The organism is Bacillus infantis (assembly GCF_008180445.1).
Taxonomy (GTDB): Bacteria; Bacillota; Bacilli; order Bacillales; family Cytobacillaceae; genus Bacillus_AB; species Bacillus_AB infantis_B.
On the sequence record NZ_VTER01000002.1, the window covers coordinates 433,566 to 453,723 of the forward strand.

The 20,158-nt window shown below is 46.4% G+C and carries 24 protein-coding genes and 1 other annotated feature; all 24 genes read left to right on the top strand.

What is annotated here, in order from left to right; translation table 11 throughout:
• The first annotated feature begins 74 nt into the window (after positions 1-74).
• Positions 75-506 (top strand): prepilin-type N-terminal cleavage/methylation domain-containing protein, encoded by a 432-nt coding sequence (locus tag FZD51_RS04395; RefSeq protein WP_148973647.1) that lies wholly within the window; start codon positions 75-77, stop codon positions 504-506.
• Between the two features lie 5 nt (positions 507-511).
• Complete coding sequence (locus FZD51_RS04400; protein ID WP_148973648.1) at positions 512-1,255, top strand: prepilin peptidase; 744 nt, start codon at positions 512-514, stop codon at positions 1,253-1,255.
• Between the two features lie 15 nt (positions 1,256-1,270).
• Positions 1,271-2,251, top strand: a complete 981-nt coding sequence (gene pilM / locus FZD51_RS04405; protein WP_148973649.1) for a type IV pilus biogenesis protein PilM — start codon at positions 1,271-1,273, stop codon at positions 2,249-2,251.
• 3 nt (positions 2,252-2,254) lie between these two features.
• A complete protein-coding gene (locus FZD51_RS04410; RefSeq protein WP_148973650.1) occupies positions 2,255-2,893 on the top strand; it encodes a PilN domain-containing protein in 639 nt (212 codons plus the stop codon).
• Positions 2,890-3,669, top strand: coding sequence for a pilus assembly protein PilO (locus FZD51_RS04415; RefSeq protein WP_262380690.1), 780 nt, complete (start codon positions 2,890-2,892; stop codon positions 3,667-3,669). Before FZD51_RS04410 ends, FZD51_RS04415 begins: the two co-directional genes overlap by 4 nt.
• A 26-nt stretch (positions 3,670-3,695) precedes the next feature.
• Positions 3,696-4,154: a type II secretion system protein gene (locus FZD51_RS04420; protein WP_148973651.1), complete on the top strand. Its 459-nt coding sequence runs from the start codon at positions 3,696-3,698 to the stop codon at positions 4,152-4,154.
• 110 nt (positions 4,155-4,264) lie between these two features.
• Positions 4,265-5,380, top strand: coding sequence for a hypothetical protein (locus FZD51_RS04425; RefSeq protein WP_148973652.1), 1,116 nt, complete (start codon positions 4,265-4,267; stop codon positions 5,378-5,380).
• 177 nt (positions 5,381-5,557) lie between these two features.
• On the top strand, positions 5,558-6,133 hold the full coding sequence (locus FZD51_RS04430; RefSeq protein WP_148973653.1) for a Maf family protein: 576 nt from the start codon (positions 5,558-5,560) through the stop codon (positions 6,131-6,133).
• Between the two features lie 69 nt (positions 6,134-6,202).
• On the top strand, positions 6,203-6,874 hold the full coding sequence (gene radC / locus FZD51_RS04435; RefSeq protein WP_009796091.1) for a RadC family protein: 672 nt from the start codon (positions 6,203-6,205) through the stop codon (positions 6,872-6,874).
• Positions 6,875-7,034: 160 nt separating this feature from the next.
• On the top strand, positions 7,035-8,054 hold the full coding sequence (locus FZD51_RS04440; RefSeq protein ID WP_009796092.1) for a rod shape-determining protein: 1,020 nt from the start codon (positions 7,035-7,037) through the stop codon (positions 8,052-8,054).
• Between the two features lie 87 nt (positions 8,055-8,141).
• Positions 8,142-9,008: a rod shape-determining protein MreC gene (gene mreC, locus FZD51_RS04445; RefSeq protein WP_148973654.1), complete on the top strand. Its 867-nt coding sequence runs from the start codon at positions 8,142-8,144 to the stop codon at positions 9,006-9,008.
• A gap of 3 nt (positions 9,009-9,011) precedes the next feature.
• Positions 9,012-9,536 carry a rod shape-determining protein MreD gene (gene mreD / locus FZD51_RS04450; protein ID WP_009796094.1) on the top strand — a complete coding sequence of 175 codons (525 nt, stop codon included), beginning with the start codon at positions 9,012-9,014 and terminating at the stop codon, positions 9,534-9,536.
• Positions 9,537-9,795: 259 nt separating this feature from the next.
• Positions 9,796-10,476 carry a septum site-determining protein MinC gene (gene minC / locus FZD51_RS04455; protein ID WP_148973655.1) on the top strand — a complete coding sequence of 227 codons (681 nt, stop codon included), beginning with the start codon at positions 9,796-9,798 and terminating at the stop codon, positions 10,474-10,476.
• 1 nt (position 10,477) lies between these two features.
• The gene (gene minD / locus FZD51_RS04460; RefSeq protein ID WP_009796097.1) at positions 10,478-11,281 is read left to right on the top strand and encodes a septum site-determining protein MinD; all 804 of its coding nucleotides are present in this window, start codon (positions 10,478-10,480) and stop codon (positions 11,279-11,281) included.
• Between the two features lie 457 nt (positions 11,282-11,738).
• Positions 11,739-12,515, top strand: a complete 777-nt coding sequence (locus FZD51_RS04465) for a M23 family metallopeptidase (RefSeq protein ID WP_148973656.1) — start codon at positions 11,739-11,741, stop codon at positions 12,513-12,515.
• On the top strand, positions 12,508-13,374 hold the full coding sequence (locus tag FZD51_RS04470; protein ID WP_148973657.1) for a M50 family metallopeptidase: 867 nt from the start codon (positions 12,508-12,510) through the stop codon (positions 13,372-13,374). The genes FZD51_RS04465 and FZD51_RS04470 overlap by 8 nt, the downstream gene beginning before the upstream one ends.
• A 53-nt stretch (positions 13,375-13,427) precedes the next feature.
• A complete protein-coding gene (locus FZD51_RS04475; protein WP_148973658.1) occupies positions 13,428-14,906 on the top strand; it encodes an Rne/Rng family ribonuclease in 1,479 nt (492 codons plus the stop codon).
• Positions 14,907-14,988: 82 nt separating this feature from the next.
• Positions 14,989-15,070: a sequence feature (ribosomal protein L21 leader region), on the top strand.
• Between the two features lie 13 nt (positions 15,071-15,083).
• A complete protein-coding gene (rplU, locus tag FZD51_RS04480) occupies positions 15,084-15,392 on the top strand; it encodes a 50S ribosomal protein L21 (RefSeq protein ID WP_009796103.1) in 309 nt (102 codons plus the stop codon).
• 11 nt (positions 15,393-15,403) lie between these two features.
• A complete protein-coding gene (locus tag FZD51_RS04485) occupies positions 15,404-15,736 on the top strand; it encodes a ribosomal-processing cysteine protease Prp (protein ID WP_148973659.1) in 333 nt (110 codons plus the stop codon).
• 12 nt (positions 15,737-15,748) lie between these two features.
• Positions 15,749-16,039 (top strand): 50S ribosomal protein L27, encoded by a 291-nt coding sequence (gene rpmA / locus FZD51_RS04490; RefSeq protein WP_009796105.1) that lies wholly within the window; start codon positions 15,749-15,751, stop codon positions 16,037-16,039.
• A 393-nt stretch (positions 16,040-16,432) separates the two neighbouring features.
• Positions 16,433-16,981 carry a sporulation initiation phosphotransferase B gene (locus FZD51_RS04495; protein WP_148973660.1) on the top strand — a complete coding sequence of 183 codons (549 nt, stop codon included), beginning with the start codon at positions 16,433-16,435 and terminating at the stop codon, positions 16,979-16,981.
• 124 nt (positions 16,982-17,105) lie between these two features.
• Positions 17,106-18,398: a GTPase ObgE gene (obgE, locus tag FZD51_RS04500; protein WP_148973661.1), complete on the top strand. Its 1,293-nt coding sequence runs from the start codon at positions 17,106-17,108 to the stop codon at positions 18,396-18,398.
• Between the two features lie 112 nt (positions 18,399-18,510).
• Positions 18,511-18,966 (top strand): ACT domain-containing protein, encoded by a 456-nt coding sequence (locus tag FZD51_RS04505; RefSeq protein WP_035403585.1) that lies wholly within the window; start codon positions 18,511-18,513, stop codon positions 18,964-18,966.
• A 291-nt stretch (positions 18,967-19,257) separates the two neighbouring features.
• Positions 19,258-20,136 carry a prephenate dehydratase gene (gene pheA / locus FZD51_RS04510; protein WP_148973662.1) on the top strand — a complete coding sequence of 293 codons (879 nt, stop codon included), beginning with the start codon at positions 19,258-19,260 and terminating at the stop codon, positions 20,134-20,136.
• Positions 20,137-20,158: the final 22 nt, after the last annotated feature.

Here is a 20,158-nt window from a genome sequence, read left to right on the forward strand (position 1 = left end):
ATTTGAAGAATCTAGTATAATAGGGTTAACCTACTAAAGTAATAGGCGAAAACTCATATGAGAGGGAGAATAAAATGTTTAAAAAAGCTCAAAAACTCAAAAATGAAAAAGGACTGACACTGATCGAGTTATTGGCAGTTATTGTTATTTTGGGGATTATTGCGGCGATTGCAATTCCTAGTATTGGCGGTATTATCCAGAAGTCTAAGGAAGATGCAGTAAAGGCGGATGCAATAGCTGTATTGAATGCAGCTAAGGTTTATGTGGCAGCAAATCCGTTGGCTGATGCTGGTACAGCAACTATTCCGGATGATGATTTAGAGCAGTATGTTGAAAAAGTATCTTTAGCAAAGGATTACTCTGTTACTTATGACGGTAAAGATTATAAAATTAATGGCTCAGGTGTAGCCGGAAATATAACAATTACTTTTAATGATGCTACGGTAGAGCAGATTAATGAGTCCAAGAAAGGTACTAAAGTAATAGGAACAGTTACAGGTGGATAATATTGTTGAGTTTAATAGTTTTACTCTACGGACTCCTCCTAGGCTCCTTCTACAACGTAGTCGGCCTGAGGGTTCCGTTGAAGCAGTCGATAGTCAAGCCAAGATCTCATTGTCCTTATTGCCAGCATACTTTAAGGCCGTTTGAGCTCATACCGGTTGTTTCTTATCTGCTGCAGGGAGGGAAATGCCGGCGCTGCAAGGCGCCGGTTTCTCCTCTATATCCTGCTGTTGAATTATCAACCGGATTATTATTTGTGCTCGCCCCGTTAGTGATGGGCTGGACATTTGAACTGGCCATTGCATGGACGCTGATTTCGCTTTTGGTCATCGTGTTTGTGTCAGATATCAAGTATATGATTATTCCCGACAAAGTCCTGCTAGTGTTTGCAGTGATTTTTTTATTGGAGCGGATATTTATCCCCTTATCTCCTTGGTGGGATTCTGCAGCCGGGGCTGCGGCAGGATTTTTCCTGCTTCTGTTCATAGCCGTGGTCAGCAAGGGCGGCATGGGAGGAGGAGACATCAAGCTGTTTGCAGTAATAGGCCTGGCTCTGGGAATAAAAACAGTATTATTAACATTTTTCCTTGCAACCCTTTTTGGCGCTTTCTTTGGAATTGCCGGCTTGCTTACCGGGAAAATTGAAAAAGGCAAGCCGATTCCATTCGGCCCATACATAGCATTAGGCTGCCTGACAGCTTATTTTTGGGGAGACAGATTGCTTCATTGGTATCTTTATTCATTCATGTAAGGAGTTAAGTTAATTATGGCACCTCTTATATCGTTCGGCAAAAATCGAGTGATCAACATAACGGTCAAGGACCATGTAGTCCGGATGGCCGAATTAAAAAATAATAAAGAACCTCAAGTCCTGCGGTCAGAAGAGCGGTATTTGCCGAACGGTATAATAAGAGAAGGCAAAATCCAGGATTCGGAAACCTTGACAGCCATTCTGGAAGAATGCATTTCAGAGTGGAAAATCAAGGGCAAGGAGATTGCTTTCCTAGTGCCCGATCCTGTAATTATTATTAGAAAGTTGAGCATCCCTCAAGATGTTTCTGCCGAAGAAATTAAAGGCTATCTTTATATGGAGCTTGGCACATCCATACATCTGCCCTTTGAAGACCCGGTTTTTGATTATACAATTTTAGAAACTGCCGAAAGTGGAACGAAGGAAATCCTGCTTTTTGCTGCTCCTGAGGAAGTCGTTCATGAATATGTTTCCGTTTTCGAGGAAGCCAGGCTGAAGCCTGTTCTTGCGGATATTTCATGCCTTGCGCTGTATCGCCTTTATTATGAATTGGATCTGCTAGATTCAGAGGAAAACCTCATGATGGTTCAAGTAGACATCCAGCAGGTTAATGTTAGCATCTTTGAAAATCATAAGCCGGTATTTATGCGGCATTTGCTGATGGATATAGACAGCGGCAAATGGGAGCTGGAACCTGGGAATCAGCTGACATACCTTGGTGATAAAGAGGAAATTATCAGTCCGCTGGAGGATATATACAAAGAGCTTGACCGGGTAATGAGCTTTTACCGCTATTCCCTTCATCAGGGAAACAGGCAGATTACAAGAGTTCTGGTAGATGGGGACCATCCTTGGCTAGGGAAACTACATGAAGAACTTAACAGCCGGCTGGATGCACCGGTTGTCTTATTAGCAGACCCGGCAGAATTAGGGGAAAAGCCATCATTCCTTCCTCAATTCAACCTTAACGTCGGCCTAGGCTTAAAAGAGGTGTAGAATATGCTTGTCGATATTAACCTGCTCCCGAAAAAAGAAAAGCGAAGCCGGTCGGTCTACATCTATTCTGGAGCCATGCTGCTATTGCTGGCAGCCGCAGCTGCTTTACTTTTTCTCTATACAGGAAGCAAAAAGGAAGAAATCAGTAAAGTAGAAAAGCAGATTGCCCAGACAAATGCTATCCTCGAAATTCAAAATGCCAAACTGACAGAATTTGAATCATCAAATGCTGCCGAAAAGCTAAAAGAAGCGATTGCATGGGCGGAAAAACAGCCTTTCAGCATGGTCTATGTTCTTCAGGAAATTACAAAAATACTTCCTGACAGAGGCTATATCGCTGAATTTGAAATGGATGAGGACAACTTAATCAAATTAGGTGTGCAGTTTGATACAAAAAGCGAGGCTGCCTATTATCTTAACTCTCTGCTGACATTAGGCTGGCTTGATGAAGCGGTCCTTAAGGAAGCCAAGACCGCTGAAGCCATTAATGAAGCAGTGGAGGGAGATTCCGAGGTATCAGCCTTAGATCTTGGCTACCTTCCCAGGTATTATGCGCTTTACGAATTTAAAATCAATCCGGAACAGCTTAAGGCCGAATGGAAGGCTAATGAAAAAGATAATGAGGGGGGGACAGCACCTTGAACCTTCAATTATCTAAAAAACACCTAATTATTATGATAACCGGACTATTTTTAGCTTTAGGACTTGCTGCTGGTGGTTATTATATATTTGCCTTGCCGCTTCATGACCAGCTTTCGAGGAAGCAGAATGAGCTTCAGATGGCAAATCAGCAATTAGCGATTGTGGAAAGTAATCTAACACAAACGAATGAAAAAACAATTTTAACTACGATGGAACTGCAAAAGCAAGTCCCTGTAAAAAGGCTGCTCGATCAGCTGCTGCTGGACATTGAAAAAGCGGAGGTTATTTCAGCTTCCAATATACTGGAATTGAGGCTGGACGGTACTGAAGCAGACGAAGAGGTTGACCTGCTGGAGACAGCATCTGCAGAAGAACCTGTGGGAGAAGGAGAAGAGACAGATTCTACAGAAGCTGCTGCTGTAGTTGGCGAAGAACAGCTCCCTAATGGCATCCGGCAAATCACACTCTCGCTCGGCGGGGAAGCAGAAACCTATTTTGAACTGGAGCGCTTTATTGAAAGCCTGGAATCCCTTAAAAGGATAGTCAAAGTAGAGGCGTTAAATTTCACAGGCCTTGATGAAATCTACTCGGTAGAGCAGGAAACTGAAAAAGTCGAATTTGAGTTATCTCTTGCAGCCTATTATTATCCCTCCCTTGAAGAACTGCAAAAAGAGCTGCCGCCGCTGGATGTCCCGGCTGTATCAAATAAGCAAAATCCACTGAGCGGATTTTCGAGTCAGGAGAGTATTGAAGCGGAAGAAGATACTCAGCCTTAATCTAGTCTACAGAAACGGGGTCTAGTATGAAGAAGAGCTTTGCTAGACTAAATGAAAAAGGATTGACATTAATAGAATTGCTGGCTGTCATTGTGATATTGGGCATTGTTGCCGCAATCGCAACTGTCTCCATATTGAATGTAATCCAGAAATCAAGAGATAAAGCCTTTGTCGGCAATGCCTATGCCTTAAATGAGGCAGCGGGCTATTTTGTGAAGCATGAAGTGACCAGCGGCAATACACTCGCTCAGCGGATCACTTTCAGTATGGTTTCAGAAGCCGGCTTCATGGAAGCTTTTAAAGACCCCTATACGGGCAATTATGTTGAACCCTCAGACGCCAGCTTTGTAGAAATAGAGGGGGAGCATATCAGGGCGGTATGCCTGTACGGCGAAAATCGCAATCTTTGCTCTTATAATGGCGCTTCGGGCAAGCCGATTCCGGTGCATGAGCTGTCAGTGGATTTGATTGTGAAAGACAACTAAAAAATTTGACGAAAGCATCCTATAACAAGACGACAAAAGTCTTGTTATTTTTTTTTGCCCCTGTGTTAGGATGAAGGCAAATCCAGCAATCGACACGGGGAGGACAAGCTGTGGAAAACCGAGGGAACGGACGGACCATTACGATCAAGCTGAATGGCAAGGATCGGGAAGCTGTGCATATGAAAGACAAAACGGCTCAAAAGGAAAGAAATCCTGCAGAAGAAGTGCAGCACTTAGAGAATGCGGAAGAAGAGTCTGCAGAGGGGAACCTTCTATCAGCAAACGAGGACCTGGCTGAATTGGAGGCAGCTCCTGCCAGGGAAGCGGCAGATGACGAGTTTGACTGGATCCTCCCTGAAATAATGGAGGAAGATCGAGAACCGAAGGAATACAAGGTTGCCGCGAAGACGGAAAAAGGAAGCGGAAAGAAAGGCAGTATTTTAAACTCACCGGGGAAGCCTTCCAATCAGAAGGCACTGGTCCGTTCAGTTGTCATTTCTGTATTCTTTGCTGTCCTGTTCGGGACAAGCCTTGGTTTTTTAATGCTGAAGATGGTGATCCATGACGGAAGTGCTGAAGAGCCTGAAGGAGCTGCGCAGGCAACAGCAGGCACTGTCAGCGGCACCGATCAGGGAAGCACAGCCGGAAACGATACTTTGGCCCTTGAGCCTCTTACGGTTTTTGTTGTTCAGGGCGGTGTTTTTTCAACGAAGGATGCGGCTGAAAAGATCCAAAGTGCGATTTTTGAGAAAGGTGCTCCTGCACAGCTGATGGAGATGGAAGGAAAATCATATCTCTTCCTTGGAGCTGCAGGGTCACTGGAAGACGCGAAACAGCTTGGAACTGATTATAAGAGCAAGGGCATGGATGCATTCGCAAAGGAATTGGCTGCAGGCGGAAAAACACTTGATAAGCTGCAGGAGGAAGATAAAAAATTCCTGCAAGCGGCTCCAGGAATATATTCGTCCATGGCTGCAGGAATGGGTGCTGTTACACCCGGAGCTGCGATTCCGGAAGAAGCATTAAAGCAGGCGGCCGATGTATCAGCACAGCTTGCAGGATTTGATGAAGCTAAGCTTTCTGCGGATCGTGTGGGGGTCATGCAGAAGGAGCTTTCAGAAGCGGCAGAGCTGATTGCCAGCTATCAGAAAAACCCGGATGAAAAAGGCTATTACGCGATTCAGCAGCATCTGCTGTCATTCATTGCAGCATACACTGCCCTTTAATAAAAGGGTGAATATTTTCCAGGAAATATCGCACATTATAGGGGGCTGTCGGACTTCATTCGACAAGCTCCCATTTTTTTTGACAAAACTCTTTTAAAAATTGTTAGAACCTATAAATTTTGGTACGATTAGTTTGTATCTCCCAAAATGATACAAGTAAAGGATAGGGTGATTTTTTTGCAGAACCTCATATTAGCCTCTTCTTCTCCACGGCGAAAAGAACTTCTTGAAAATCTTCAGCTGAAATTTGAAGTCTCCAGCAGTGATGTGGACGAAACATTCGAACCGGGAATGCTTCCCGAAAATGTTGTCATGGAGCTCTCTTCCAGGAAAGCGGAGTCTGTCGCCCGGAAAAATCCAGCTGCATTTGTCATTGGTTCGGACACGATTGTCTTTGCAGACGGTCTTATTCTAGGTAAGCCGGAAGGGCGCAGCGAGGCATTTGAAATGCTGACGCGTTTGTCCGGCAGAGTCCATTCGGTTTATACCGGAGTATCAATTATTACTCCACAAAAAAGCAAGGTTGAATATTACGAAAAAACGGATGTGGAATTTTGGGAGCTGACAGATGACGAAAAGTCGGCATATATCGAAAGCGGCGAGCCCTTCGACAAGGCCGGGTCTTATGGAATCCAGGGGCTGGGTGCAACGCTGGTGAAGCGGATCAGCGGTGATTATTTCGCGGTCGTCGGGCTTCCGCTTTCAAGAACAGCAAGAGAATTGAAAAAGGCCGGATTCACTCTGCCTTTTTAAATACTGAACGATCATCTGCCTCCCTTTCCCGCCGGCAAGGGAGGAACCATATTGAAAACTGAATCATTGATGATCCGTGATTTTCCGCAGGATGAGAGGCCGCGCGAGCGCTTTATCCAGAATGGCCCGGAAAGCCTGTCCAATCATGAGCTTCTTGCTCTTATGCTCAGGACCGGGACTAAAGAGGAGTCTGTGCTCCAGCTGTCAAACAGGCTTCTTACCCATTTTGAAGGCCTCCGCCTCCTGAAGGATGCAACGCTTGATGAGATGACCAGCATCAAAGGGATCGGCATGGCAAAGGCCATTCAGGTGCTGGCCGCGGTCGAGATAGGGAGGCGAATTTCCAGCCTTTCTTATGATGACCGCTTTGTGATCCGTTCACCTGAGGACGGCGCCAAATATGTCATGAATGACATGCGCTTCCTTTCACAGGAGCATTTTGTCTGCCTTTATCTGAACACAAAGAATCAGGTGCTCCATAAGCAGACGATTTTCATCGGCAGCCTGAATGCTTCGATCGTTCATCCCAGGGAGGTTTTCAAGGAGGCCTTCAGGAGGTCGGCTGCGTCTATCATCTGCATCCATAACCATCCTTCTGGCGACCCTGCTCCCAGCAGGGAGGATATAGAAGTCACGAAGAGGCTGGCGGAGTGCGGGAAAATCATCGGCATTGATGTGCTCGATCATTTGATCATCGGGGAAAACAAATATGTCAGCTTAAAGGAAAAAGGTTATTTATAACACTATGATTTTACCGATTGTTAGGATATAATATAATTTATGATTTTTTAGACTAGAATAAGTCTGCCAACTGCTAAATAGGCTGCATTTTCAGCCTTCTTCGAATATAAAAATCACCTTAAAAAAAATTGCATTTCGTATCAGAAAGGGAGATACAGCTATGTTTGGAATCGGAACACGGGATCTTGGAATCGACTTGGGGACTGCCAATACACTCGTTTATGTAAAAGGAAAAGGAATCGCTGTAAGGGAGCCTTCTGTGGTTGCCATGCAGACAGATACTAAAAGCATTGTAGCTGTCGGCAATGATGCGAAAAATATGATCGGCCGTACGCCGGGCAATGTAGTGGCGATGCGTCCTATGAAGGACGGCGTTATCGCTGATTATGAAACAACTGCTACTATGATGAAATATTATATCAGACAGGCTGTCAAGAAGGGCTTCTTTGCAGGCAAGCCTTATGTGATGGTTTGTGTGCCTTCAGGCATTACTGCTGTAGAACAGCGCGCCGTCATTGATGCTACACGCCAGGCTGGTGCCCGCGACGCTTACCCGATTGAAGAGCCGTTTGCTGCTGCAATAGGTGCAAATCTCCCTGTTTGGGAGCCGACAGGCAGCATGGTTGTCGACATCGGCGGCGGGACGACTGAAGTGGCCATCATTTCACTTGGCGGCATCGTTACGAGCCAGTCCATCCGTATTGCGGGGGACGAAATGGATGATGCGATTATCAATTATATCCGCAAAACTTATAACCTGATGATCGGCGACCGGACCGCTGAAAGCATTAAAATGGAGATCGGCTCCGCCGGTGAGCCTGAAGGCATTGAGAACATGGAAATCCGCGGCCGTGACCTTTTGACAGGACTGCCGAAAACGATTGAAATTACAGCTGAGGAGATTGCCGCTGCCCTTCGTGATACTGTTTATAGCATTGTGGATGCCGTAAAGGTCACCCTGGAAAAGACGCCGCCTGAACTGGCTGCTGATATCATGGACCGGGGGATTGTGCTGACTGGCGGAGGAGCACTTCTCCGTAACTTGGACAAGGTGATTGCAGAGGAAACAAAAATGCCGGTCCTTATCGCTGAAAATCCGCTTGACTGTGTGGCAATCGGCACTGGGAAGGCACTTGACCATATTCACTTATTTAAAAACAAATCCAAAGATTCTTATTAATAACAAAAAAGGGCGGCTCCGGGCATGAAGCAGTCATTCGCTTTTATCCTGGAGTCTCTTCTTTTTAAAGAAATAGAGGTGTGAACCATGCCACAGTTTTTCCTGAATAAACGCCTGATCATCCTGCTTGTCAGTATCATTATTCTGGTGGCATTAATCGGATTTTCCCTGAAAGAAAGGGAAAAGCTTTCATGGGCAGAGCAATTTGTGAAAGATACAGCGAGCTGGGCGCAGACCATCGTTTCCAGGCCGGCAAGCTATGTTGCCGGATTCTTCGAAAATGTGAAAGACTTGCAGAATACATATGAAGAAAACAAGGAATTGAAGGGCAGGCTTGATCAGCTTGCCATGCTTGAGGCCGATGTCCAGCGCTTGAAGGATGAGAATGAAAAACTGCAGACGATACTCGATAAAAAAGGTGATTTAAGCAAATATAAGCCCATCCAGGCAACTGTAATAGCAAGGAATCCTGACCGCTGGGAAGAGACGCTGATTATCAATAAAGGTGAAAAAGACGGCTTGAAGAAAGATATGGCTGTTATAACAGCCGGCGGCTTAATCGGGAAAGTGAAAAATACGAGCAATCTTTCTGCCAGTGTTCAGCTCCTTAGCAGCACCGATCCAGCCAACCGGATTTCAGCCGTTATCAATGAAAAGATTTATGGGACCATTGAAGGCTATGATACAAAGAAAAAGCTTCTTTTGCTAAAGCGGATTCCGTATGATGCAAAAATTAAAAAAGGGGAAATCGTCACAACCTCAGGACTTGGCGGCGTGTTTCCATCCGGATTGCCTGTTGGGGTCGTGGAAGAGGTCGTTCCCGATGAGTTTGGCTTGAACCAGACTGCATATGTAAAGCCTGGAGCGGACTTTTATGATATAGAGCATGTAATGGTCGCAAAGCTATCAATGGAGAAGCCCGACCTGGACAAGTTGGAAGAAGAGGAGGAATAGAGAATGAAACGGTTTCTTCTTCCTCTTCTCGTTTTATTTTTTTTCGTCCTGGACAGCGTTTTTGTCCAGCTGCTGTCTGCAGAATTGTATAACAGCAAACGGATCATGGTCCCGCATTTTCTGGCGGTCATCATCATTTTCCTGACCATCTACGGCAGTAAAAAACATGGGATTATCTATGGGCTGATTTTCGGCCTGCTGTTTGATATTGTGTATACAGATATCATCGGCATCTATTTATTCATGCTGCCGCTGCTGGCCTATATTGCGTCCAAAATCATCCGGATCCTGCATACCAATCTGGCTGTGGTTGCCCTTATCACTCTGTTTGAACTGGCGCTTCTGGAACTGGGTGTGTACGAAATGAATTTCCTGATTCACCGCACAAACATGGAGTTTTCAGTGTTCCTGCAGCAGAGGCTGCTGCCGACGCTTGTGCTGAATCTCGCTTTCATCGTTGTGGTATCCTTTCCTTTTAAGAAGTTTTTCGAAAAGTTTGCACGCGAGCTTGATGAATACGGCCAGTGATATTGAAAAAGCTTGTGGCCAGCCGATAAAAATAATATGGCAGCATGTAAAACTGCACAGGCGAAAAAAGGATTTTGTGAGCTTATGTCGAATTGTATTATGTGGAGCCGCAGAAAAGGCATACATCTTTTGTATGGCGCATGGCTCAAATCTTCTTAAGGAGCAGCATGGCTGTTCCGGATGGGGATGTAAAGCCGGCCAGCCGGCTGAAATGACTTGGCACATGCCAGGTTTTTCTAATTGAGGTGAACATCTTGCAATGAAGAAAACTCAGAATGTGACAATAAAAGGGACAAAGGACGGCCTGACTCTTCATCTGGACGACTCCTGTTCCTATGAGGAACTGAAAAAGGAGCTTGATAGAAAGCTCTCCGAAAGCGCGAGAACCAATGTAGACCGTCCACTTATGTCTGTAAGGGTGCAGGCAGGAAACCGCTATCTTACCGCTGATCAGGAGGAAGAGCTGAAGGACTTGATCAGGTCAAAGAAGAACTTTGTAGTGGATTCAGTCAGCTCAAATGTTCTGACTAAGGAAGAAGCCGACAGGGAAAAGAAAGAAAATGAGATTATATCGGTGGCAAAAATCATCCGCTCGGGGCAGGTCCTTGAAGTTCCTGGCGACCTGCTCCTGATCGGGGATGTGAATCCCGGCGGCACTGTCATGGCGGGAGGAAGCATTTTCATCATGGGCAGCTTAAAAGGAATCGCCCATGCCGGCTGCTACGGAAACAGGCAGGCAGTCATAGCGGCAAGCATGATGAGGCCTTCCCAGCTAAGGATCAGCGACTGCATCAACCGGGCGCCTGATCACAGCAAGGATGAGGACATGAGAGAAATGGAATGTGCCTACATAGACGAAAATGAACAAATGATAGTTGATAGATTGCAGGTTTTAATGCATCTCAGACCAAACTTAACGAGATTGGAAGGGGGACACTAGTGTGGGAGAAGCTATTGTAATTACCTCAGGCAAAGGCGGTGTCGGCAAAACGACTACATCCGCCAACATCGGAACAGCTTTGGCTTTGCAGGGGAAGCGGGTCTGCCTGATTGATACAGATATCGGCCTGCGCAACCTGGACGTGGTGATGGGGCTTGAAAACCGCATCATCTATGATCTGGTGGATGTCATCGAAGGCCGCTGCAAGGTCCATCAGGCTCTTGTGAAGGACAAGCGCTTTGAAGACCTTCTTTATTTGCTGCCTGCTGCCCAGACAAGTGATAAAACCGCTGTAAATCCTGAACAGATGAAAAAGCTGGTAGAAGAGCTGAAGCAGGACTATGATTATATCATTATCGATTGTCCGGCAGGGATCGAACAAGGCTACAAGAATGCTGTTGCCGGGGCAGACAAGGCGATTGTCGTCACGACTCCCGAGGTTTCAGCTGTACGTGATGCCGACAGGATCATCGGCCTGCTCGAAAAGGAAGAGAATGTCGAAGCGCCCAAACTTGTCATCAACAGGATCCGCAGCCATATGATGAAAAATGGCGATATGCTGGATGTCGATGAAATCACGGCCCATCTATCCATCGACCTGATCGGGATCGTGGCAGATGACGACGAAGTCATCAAAGCATCAAACCACGGCGAACCGATCGCACTCAACCCGAACAGCAAAGCATCCGTCGCCTACCGCAACATCGCCCGCCGCATCCTCGGCGAAGCCGTTCCGCTCCAGCAGCTCGAACAAGAAAACACAGGCATGCTCACCAAACTGAAAAGATTCTTTGGTGTGAAATAGGAGCGAGAAAGCTAGCTTTGAATATAAAAATTATTAAGAATTTTAATTTCAAATAGTCTATTTGCATGAAATCTTTTAACTTTGCAATTTGGTGCCAAAAAAGTTTAAAAACCCTGTTGATTGGAGTGCAAGGCACGAAGACTCCTGCGGGATTGCAGCGGAAAAGTTGAGACCCCGCAGCGCGCAGCGCGAGGAGGCTCAACTTCGCCCCGCGGAAAGCGAAGTGCCTGGAACGCAAATCAACAGCCTCATACTAAATGCAACCAAAAGTCTATTTTTAAAAATTTGTCTACAGTCAAAAAAGTCGGTAATCCGGCTTTTTTGTTTGCGATTTTTTACACAGTCTTCAATCATAAATATTCCCCAGTCCCCAACCTCTTTCTCCCCCAAAATGTCATACTCCCCCCAACCCCCTCATAGACTTGTACAAATCAGTTTAGGGACAGGTGGGGAGATCATGCGTTCAAGAGCAGATGAAATACGCAAAAGAATCGAAAAGCGGAAAAAAGACCAGGAACGGATCAATAAACAGTTGCAGCACAGGCTTCCCTGGGCAGAAGAGGAAGAAAAGCACGGGTTTGGAAAGATGCCTGCTTATGAAGCTTCCTCTCCTGAAGGAGAGCATCCCCTTTTTAAAAAAGAAGTATTTTTCTTTAAGCTGCTGGCATCAGCATGCCTCGTTCTAGTCACAGCCATCCTTTTCAAGAATCCGTCGGCTGCCTTCGAGCCGGCCAAAAACTTTGTGGCCAAAACGATGGAGACTGATTTTCAGTTTGCGGCTGTGTCGGAATGGTATGAAGAGCAGTTCGGGGAGCCTTTGGCGCTGGTGCCTTTTACGGATTCAAAAAAGGAGAGGGACGAGTCAACTCCCGCCCAGGAATATGCGCTCCCAGCCTCCGGCAAAATCCTTGAGGAGTTCGATGAGACAGGCCAGAGGGTGACGATTGAGATTGCAATGGATGCAAATGTGGAGTCAGTAGAAGAGGGGCTTGTTAAGTTTGCCAGCAATAAAGAAGGATTCGGAAAAACCGTCATTGTCCAGCATGCTGATAAAACTGAGACATGGTATGGGAATTTGAGCGAAATCAAGGTCAATCTTTATGATTATATCGGCAAAGGTGTCGCAGTGGGAACAGCCGCCGAAGTGCCGGAGAGCGGCAAAGGATCATTTTATTTTGCGCTAAAGCAAGGCGATGACTTTATCGATCCGATCCAGGTGATGCAATTTGACTAAAATGCTCAGTCTATTCCGGTATGTCCACATTCATCCCCTGCTGTGGGCTGTCATCGGGCTGGCAGTGGCAACGGCCCGTTTTCAGGAGGTGATGATGCTCCTCCTGATTGTCTTTGTGCACGAAATGGGTCATGCCTGGGCGGCAGCCCGCTTTTCATGGCGAATAAAAAGAATATCATTGCTTCCATTTGGCGGAGTAGCCGAAATGGATGAGCATGGAAACAGGCCGCTGAAGGAAGAAGCGGCCGTTATTTTGGCAGGGCCTCTTCAGCATGTCTGGCTGATCGCCCTTTCCTATATTCTTTATAGGCTGTCAGTGCTGGACGGGGCACTGTTTGAGCTTTTTTTTCAATATAATATCATGATCCTGATCTTCAATCTCCTGCCTATCTGGCCGCTTGATGGGGGGAAGCTGCTGTTTTTATATCTTTCCCAAAAGAAGGCGTTCCCAGATGCCCACAAACAGGCCTTAAGGATTTCACTTGGGGCGGCCCTTATTTTTGCTGCGGTTATGCTGCTGTCAGCACCACTTAATCCGAATGTCTGGATTGTGCTCGGCTTCCTGCTTTTTTCCCTGCATTTTGAATGGAAGCAGCGGCGGTTTATTTTTATGCGATTCCTGCTGGAGCGGTATTATGGAAACCGGAATGAATTCAAAGTACTGAAGCCATTGATCGTCAAGGAGGATGAGATGGTTGTCGAAGTGCTTGAACGTTTCCAGCGCGGCACCAAGCATCCGATTATTGTGGAAAAGGATGGAAAGGAGCATGCAGCGCTTGATGAGAATGAGCTCCTTCATGCTTATTTTTCCGAAAAGCTCACCACTGCCCGGATGGCTGATTTGCTTTATGCCTATTAAAGCTTGATAATAATAGACAAAGATTTTTAGATATATCAAAGCGGGGAATAAAGTTGAAAAAATTAGTCATCAATTATGCAACAAGAGAAAAACGCTATGCAGTTCTTAATGAATCGGGCAAGCCGGAAAAGGTGATCATCGACCAGCCGAAAAATCTATCCGCAGTAGGCAGCATTTATCTCGGGACGGTCGCAAAGGTGCTGCCTGGGATGAATGCTGCCTTCGTTGAGATTGGGGAAGAAAAGAGCGGGTTTCTTCACCGCGACAGGCTCGCGTCATATGTGCGTTCAGCCGAAGACAAAGAGAAGAAAGACAAAAAATCAATCTCCTCTTTTGTCCGTGAAGGTGAAAAACTGCTTGTACAGGTTGAAAAAGATGCAGCAGGCACGAAAGGTCCCCGGCTTACCAATATCATTGAATTTCAGGGCGAAAAGCTTATTTATATGCCTTTTGGCCGGTATGTGGCTGTTTCAAGGAAAATAGAGGATGACTCTGCAAGGGAAGAGCTGAGAACGCTCGGGATGAAACTGAAGGAAGAAGAAGAAGGGCTCATCCTCCGTACTTCTGCTGAAGGAGCATCTGAAGAAGACTTCCAAAAAGAACTGGAGGAGCTTCGTGCAGAGCACCTTGAGCTTGCTAAAAAGGCTGCTTCTGTAAAGAAGCCTGCAAAGCTTGCTGAAAAAGAAACCTTCCTGGAGGAAGCGGCAGCTGAGGTGGCCAGGCTTGGAGCCGGCGAGGTTGTGGTTGACGACCTTGCTGTAAAGCAGAAACTGGAAAAAGCAGCGGCAGAGTCTGAAGTCCGTTACTATAACAGCAAGGAAAGCATCTTCTCTGCCTATAATCTTGATCAGGAAATCGATAAGGCGCTAAAAAAAATCGTCTGGCTTGATAATGGGGCCTACCTTATCTTTGACGAAGCAGAGGCACTGACTGTCATCGATGTGAATACAGGAAAATACTCCGGCCGGGAAAATCTGCGCGACACGGTTCTCAGGACCAATGAATGGGCGGCGGCAGAGGCTGCAAGGCAGATTAGGCTCAGGGATATCGGCGGCATGATCCTGATTGATTTCATTGATATGAAAGAGGAAAGAGACCGGCAGCATATTTCAAGGGTGATGGAAAAAGAGCTCCGCAAAGATGAGCGGAGGACGAGGATCGTCGGGTTCACTCCGCTTGGCATTTTGCAGATTACAAGGAAAAAGACGCGGGCTGCCCTTTCTGAATCACTTACGGTCAAGTGTGCGGCCTGTGAAGGGACTGGGCGTATGGTCAGTGCAGAAACAGCGGCCTTCCGGCTTGAGCGGGAGCTTTGGGAACAGCGGGGAAGCGATTATGAAGCTGCCCTGATCAGGCTTTCTGCAGACGTTTTGGATGTTTTTTCGGGCGAGCAGGAGATCCACCGGAAAAGGCTGGAAGAAACATGCGGCATCAGGCTCTTTTTCGCTGCAGAAGACTCAAGGACTCCTTTTTATGAAATCCGCCAGCTGGGAAGCATGAAGGAAATTGAAGCAAAGCATAAAAAGCAATAAAGCTTCCTGATTTAAAACCGGGATAACGTATTGACACACTCTCTGAATATATGATAGTATTCTTATGTTATGTTTGTAGCGCACCAAGCTACAACCGCTCAGAGCAGGTATTCAAGTTTTTGCTTTTTGCAAAACGCCTGCAATTGGCGAGTCTTAGTCTATAAGGAGGTGCAGTTCATGTACGCTATTATCGAAACTGGTGGAAAGCAGATCAAAGTTGAAGAAGGCCAAGCTATCTTCATCGAAAAGCTGGACACTGTAGAAGGCGAAACAGTTACTTTTGACAAAGTTTTATTCGTAGGCGGCGACAATGTAAAGGTAGGAAGCCCTGTAGTTGAAGGCGCTACTGTAACGGCTAAAGTTGAAAAACAAGGCCGTGCAAAGAAGATCATTGTCTTCAAATACAAAGCGAAGAAAAACTATCGTAAAAAGCAAGGTCATCGTCAGCCGTTCACTAAAGTTGTGATCGAAAAGATCAACGCATAAGGTTTGGCTGTATGATCCATACGACGATTATTCGTACTGAAGCCGGCCGCATCAGGTCTTTTTCATTGAGCGGGCATGCCCTTTTTGCCAACCATGGCAAAGATATCGTATGTGCAGGCGCTTCTGCAGTGTCCATCGGTGCCATCAACAGCATCATGGCGCTGACAGGAGTCGAGCCCGACATCGAACAGGGAGACAGCGGCTTTCTCCGATGCGACATTCCGCAGGATCTTCCTGAAGAGACGCAAGAGAAAGTCCAGCTTCTGCTGGAAGGCATGATTGTTTCATTGGAGACGATTGAGCGCGAGTATGGCAAGCACATAAAAATAACCTTCAAAAAATAGGAGGTGAAACAAATGCTAAGATTAGATCTTCAGTTTTTCGCTTCTAAAAAAGGAGTAGGTTCTACAAAGAACGGCCGTGACTCAATCTCTAAGCGCCTTGGCGCTAAGCGTGCAGACGGTCAATTCGTATCCGGCGGTTCTATCCTTTACCGTCAGCGCGGTACAAAGATCTACCCTGGAGTGAACGTTGGACGCGGAGGCGACGATACTCTTTTCGCGAAAGTGGACGGAGTTGTCAAGTTCGAGCGTGTAGGCCGTGACCGCAAGCAAGTGAGCGTTTATCCAGCTGCTCAAGAAGCTTAAGCTTACCACAGAAAACTCTAACCGACAGGTTAGAGTTTTCTTTTTTCCTTTAGATGCGATTCCAGCTATAGGGCTGCTGATCAAGCGTGGACCGCGGAAAGGGCATGGATCCCCATCGGGCTGCCGTGGCTTTTCCACGGTTCGCCGGCTTGTGCCCGGCTGCCGGGATATTTTAATTTTAAGGCTGTGTTAGTGTACCTTGTTGATTATGGGCTCATTCGTGTTAAACACTGTTTCACACGCATTTCAGCACAGCTTGCTAAAATGAGCCCAAAATCAGCAACAATGTTTAACAAAGCCATTTTTAAAGGAAATTGCTTACTCCCATCTTCTTTTTTGATATACTATCAGCAGGCAATCTTATGACACTAATAATTGTGTAGGAGTGCATTTATGGAAAAAGATTGGAGCACAGTTGAGGTTTTGCGGCATGCACGCCATGACTGGATGAATAAAATACAATTAATTAAAGGAAATCTTTCCCTAAGCAAATATGACAGAGCCAAGGAAATCATCGATGAAATCGTTGTAGAAGCCCAGAATGAAGCAAAGCTTTCCAACTTGAATATTCCCCAATTTGCCTCCCTGCTGTTTACCTACAATTGGGAAAACCATTCGTTCCAGATTGATTATGAGGTGCTGGATGATGTCAAGTGCAGAAAACTGGATGACCAGTTCCTGGAGAGCTGGACAAGGTCCTTTTTTGCAAGGCTGGACGATTCGGTCAAACCCTTTCATGATAACCATTTATCGGTATTGATAGAGCCTCAGGAGGATGGAATCCGTTTGTTTTTTGATTTTAGCGGAATAATAACAGAGAGAGAATCGATCAGATCTTATCTGGGAGAGCAGCACCAGGCCATCAGGATGAAGATGGAGGAGCTGTCAGAGCAGGAGCTGGCACTGGAAGTGTTTATGCCATTCAGCAGGGGATTAGAGTAGCTGGGTGCCCTGAAGGGATATGCTGCGGAAAGATGCCGCTGCGCGTTGCTTAGGGCAAAGCAGATTTTTACTGCTGTAGCTTCGCAATTTTGTGTACATAAAGCAGACAGGAGGAGTTTTTAATATGTTTGTCGATCAAACGAAGATATATGTGAAAGGCGGCGACGGAGGCAACGGGATGGTTGCTTTCCGCCGTGAAAAGTACGTGCCTAAGGGCGGCCCTGCCGGCGGAGACGGAGGCAAGGGTGCAGATGTAGTATTTGAGGTGGAAGAAGGTCTTCGGACACTCATGGACTTCCGCTATAACCGCCATTTCAAAGCATCCCGCGGGGAACATGGAATGTCCAAAAATCAGCATGGCAGAAATTCAAAGGATATGATCATCAAGGTTCCGCCTGGAACGATTGTGACTGATGCAGATACAAATGATGTAATTGCAGACCTGACTGAGCATGGGCAAAGGGCCATCATCGCAAAAGGCGGACGCGGAGGGCGGGGCAACACCAGATTTGCTACTCCTGCCAATCCTGCGCCGGAGCTGTCAGAGCATGGCGAGCCTGGCCAGGAGCGTGAAGTAGTCCTTGAACTGAAGCTTCTTGCTGATGTAGGGCTTGTCGGCTTCCCAAGTGTCGGGAAATCCACCCTGCTTTCGGTTGTTTCTTCAGCAAGGCCGAAGATTGCTGAATACCATTTTACAACGATCGCCCCTAATTTAGGGATGGTTGAAACAGAAGATGGAAGAAGCTTTGTAATGGCAGACCTGCCCGGGCTGATCGAAGGGGCGCACTCAGGTGTTGGACTGGGGCATCAATTCCTCCGTCATATTGAAAGGACCCGTGTCATTGTCCATGTTATTGATATGGCAGCAGTGGAAGGCCGTGATCCGTATGAGGATTATCTCACGATCAATAAAGAGCTGAAAGAGTATAATCTGCGCCTGACAGAGCGTCCGCAGATCATTGTAGCCAATAAAATGGACATGCCGGAAGCTGAAGAAAATCTCAAGGAATTCAAAAGCAGGCTGACTGATGATCATCCGATCTTCCCGATCTCTGCTTTTACAAGGCAGGGCCTCAGGGATCTGCTGTTTGCTGTGGCAGACAAGATCGAGGAAACGCCTGAATTCCCTCTCATGGAAGATGAAGAAGAAGATAACGGAATTAACCGGGTTGTCTATAAGCATGAAAAACCTCAGACTGAGTTTGTGATTACTAGGGATCCGGACGGCAGCTTTGTCCTTTCCGGCGATGCAGTCATCAAAGTGTTCAAGATGACCGATTTCTCGCGGGAAGAATCTGTCCGCCGTTTCGCGCGCCAGCTGAGGGGCATGGGCGTGGACGAGGCACTGAGAGAACGCGGAGCCAAGGATGGCGACACGATCAAGCTGCTTGAGTTTGAATTCGAATTTGTTGAGTAGTATATAAAGCCGCTGCGCCGGAGAACCCTGATGGGCCGGCGCAGGCTTCATGGCTTTTTCAAGGGAAAATTATACATACATAGACACTGCTTTACGCGAAGGGGTGAAAGGAATGAGACAGGATAAGTCAGATAGGAAATTTTATTTGGTCCGTGAAGATGTCCTTCCGGAAGCCATGAAAAAAACGCTTGAAGCGAAGGAAATGATTGATAGAGGGAAAGCAGAATCGGTGTGGGATGCTGTCCAGAAGGTCGACTTAAGCAGAAGTGCCTTTTATAAGTACCGGGATACGGTCTTTCCTTTCCATACTGTGATCAAAGAGCGTCTCATCACTCTGTTTTTCCATTTGGAGGACAGATCAGGGACATTATCACAGCTCCTTGGGATTGTTGCATCCTCAGGCTGCAATGTTTTAACGATTCATCAGACCATCCCTCTGCAGAGCAGGGCGAATGTCACCATGTCTCTCAATACGAGCGGGATGGGAATTGAGATCGATGAGCTTTTGGCCAGGCTGAGAAAATTGGAATTTGTTGAAAAAGTAGAGGTGCTGGGATCAGGTGCATAGCCATATTCCCGGCGCCTTTTTTTAAAATTGGCTGTGTTAGTATACCTTGTTGATTTTGGGCTCATGTGTGTGAAACTCTGTTTCACACGCATTTCAGCACAGCTGAATATCTGGCTAAAATGAGCCCAAAATCAACAATAATGTTTAACAAAGCCTTAAAATTAGGGGTGCAATGTCAGCACGATTGTTCAGATTTATCCATTCCAGGCCTGAAAAAATAAGGACATACATAGTGTAAAGTGTTAAAGTATATAAAAAGGACTGTGGATCTGTTTGGGAGGAGTATTGACTATGAAAGCAGGCTATCTTGGGCCAAAGGCTACATTCACTGACTTGGCAGTAAGGGAGATGTTTCCGGGTATGGAATCTATCCCTTACCGCACCATTCCAGGCTGCATGGACGCGGTCTTGAATGGTGAAATTGATTTTGCGGTTGTTCCGATTGAGAATGCGCTTGAAGGATCTGTCAATATTACGCTGGATTATCTGGTTCACGAAGTGGATTTGCCGATCTGCGGAGAGATAACGGCTCCAATCAGCCAGCATCTGATGGTGCATCCGGAGCATGCAGAAGAGTGGCAGGATACTGAAATCATTTACAGCCATTCTCATGCAATCGCCCAATGCCATAAATTCCTGCACCAGGATTTGAGGGGCATCCCGTCAGAAAATATGACCTCGACGGCTGCTGCCGCGCAATTTGTGAAAGAGAATCCGGAAATGAAGGCAGCCGCCATTGCCAATGAACTCGCGGCAGAGGAATATGGATTGGTTATTGTGAAAAGGGATATTCATGATTTTCAATATAACCACACCCGCTTTGCTGTTATTTCGAAAAAGCCTGTCAAGCTTGAAAGAACAAAGGCGCTGGGCTTTAAAACGACCGTTATGGCCACCTTGCCTTCAGACCGGGCAGGTGCGCTTCATCAGGTTTTATCTGCATTTGCCTGGAGAAAGCTGAATTTGACCAAGATTGAATCAAGGCCGATGAAAACGGGGCTTGGCAATTATTTTTTCATCATTGATATTGATATGGAAGCCGATGATATCCTGATACCTGGAGCGGTAGCAGAGCTGGAAGCGCTGGGATGCGGAGTGAAAATACTGGGAAGCTATCCGTATTACCAGATTGGCAGGAAAACGAAGGATAAGGCATCCAATGCGCTTTAACAACATAAAAGAAAGGCCGGGC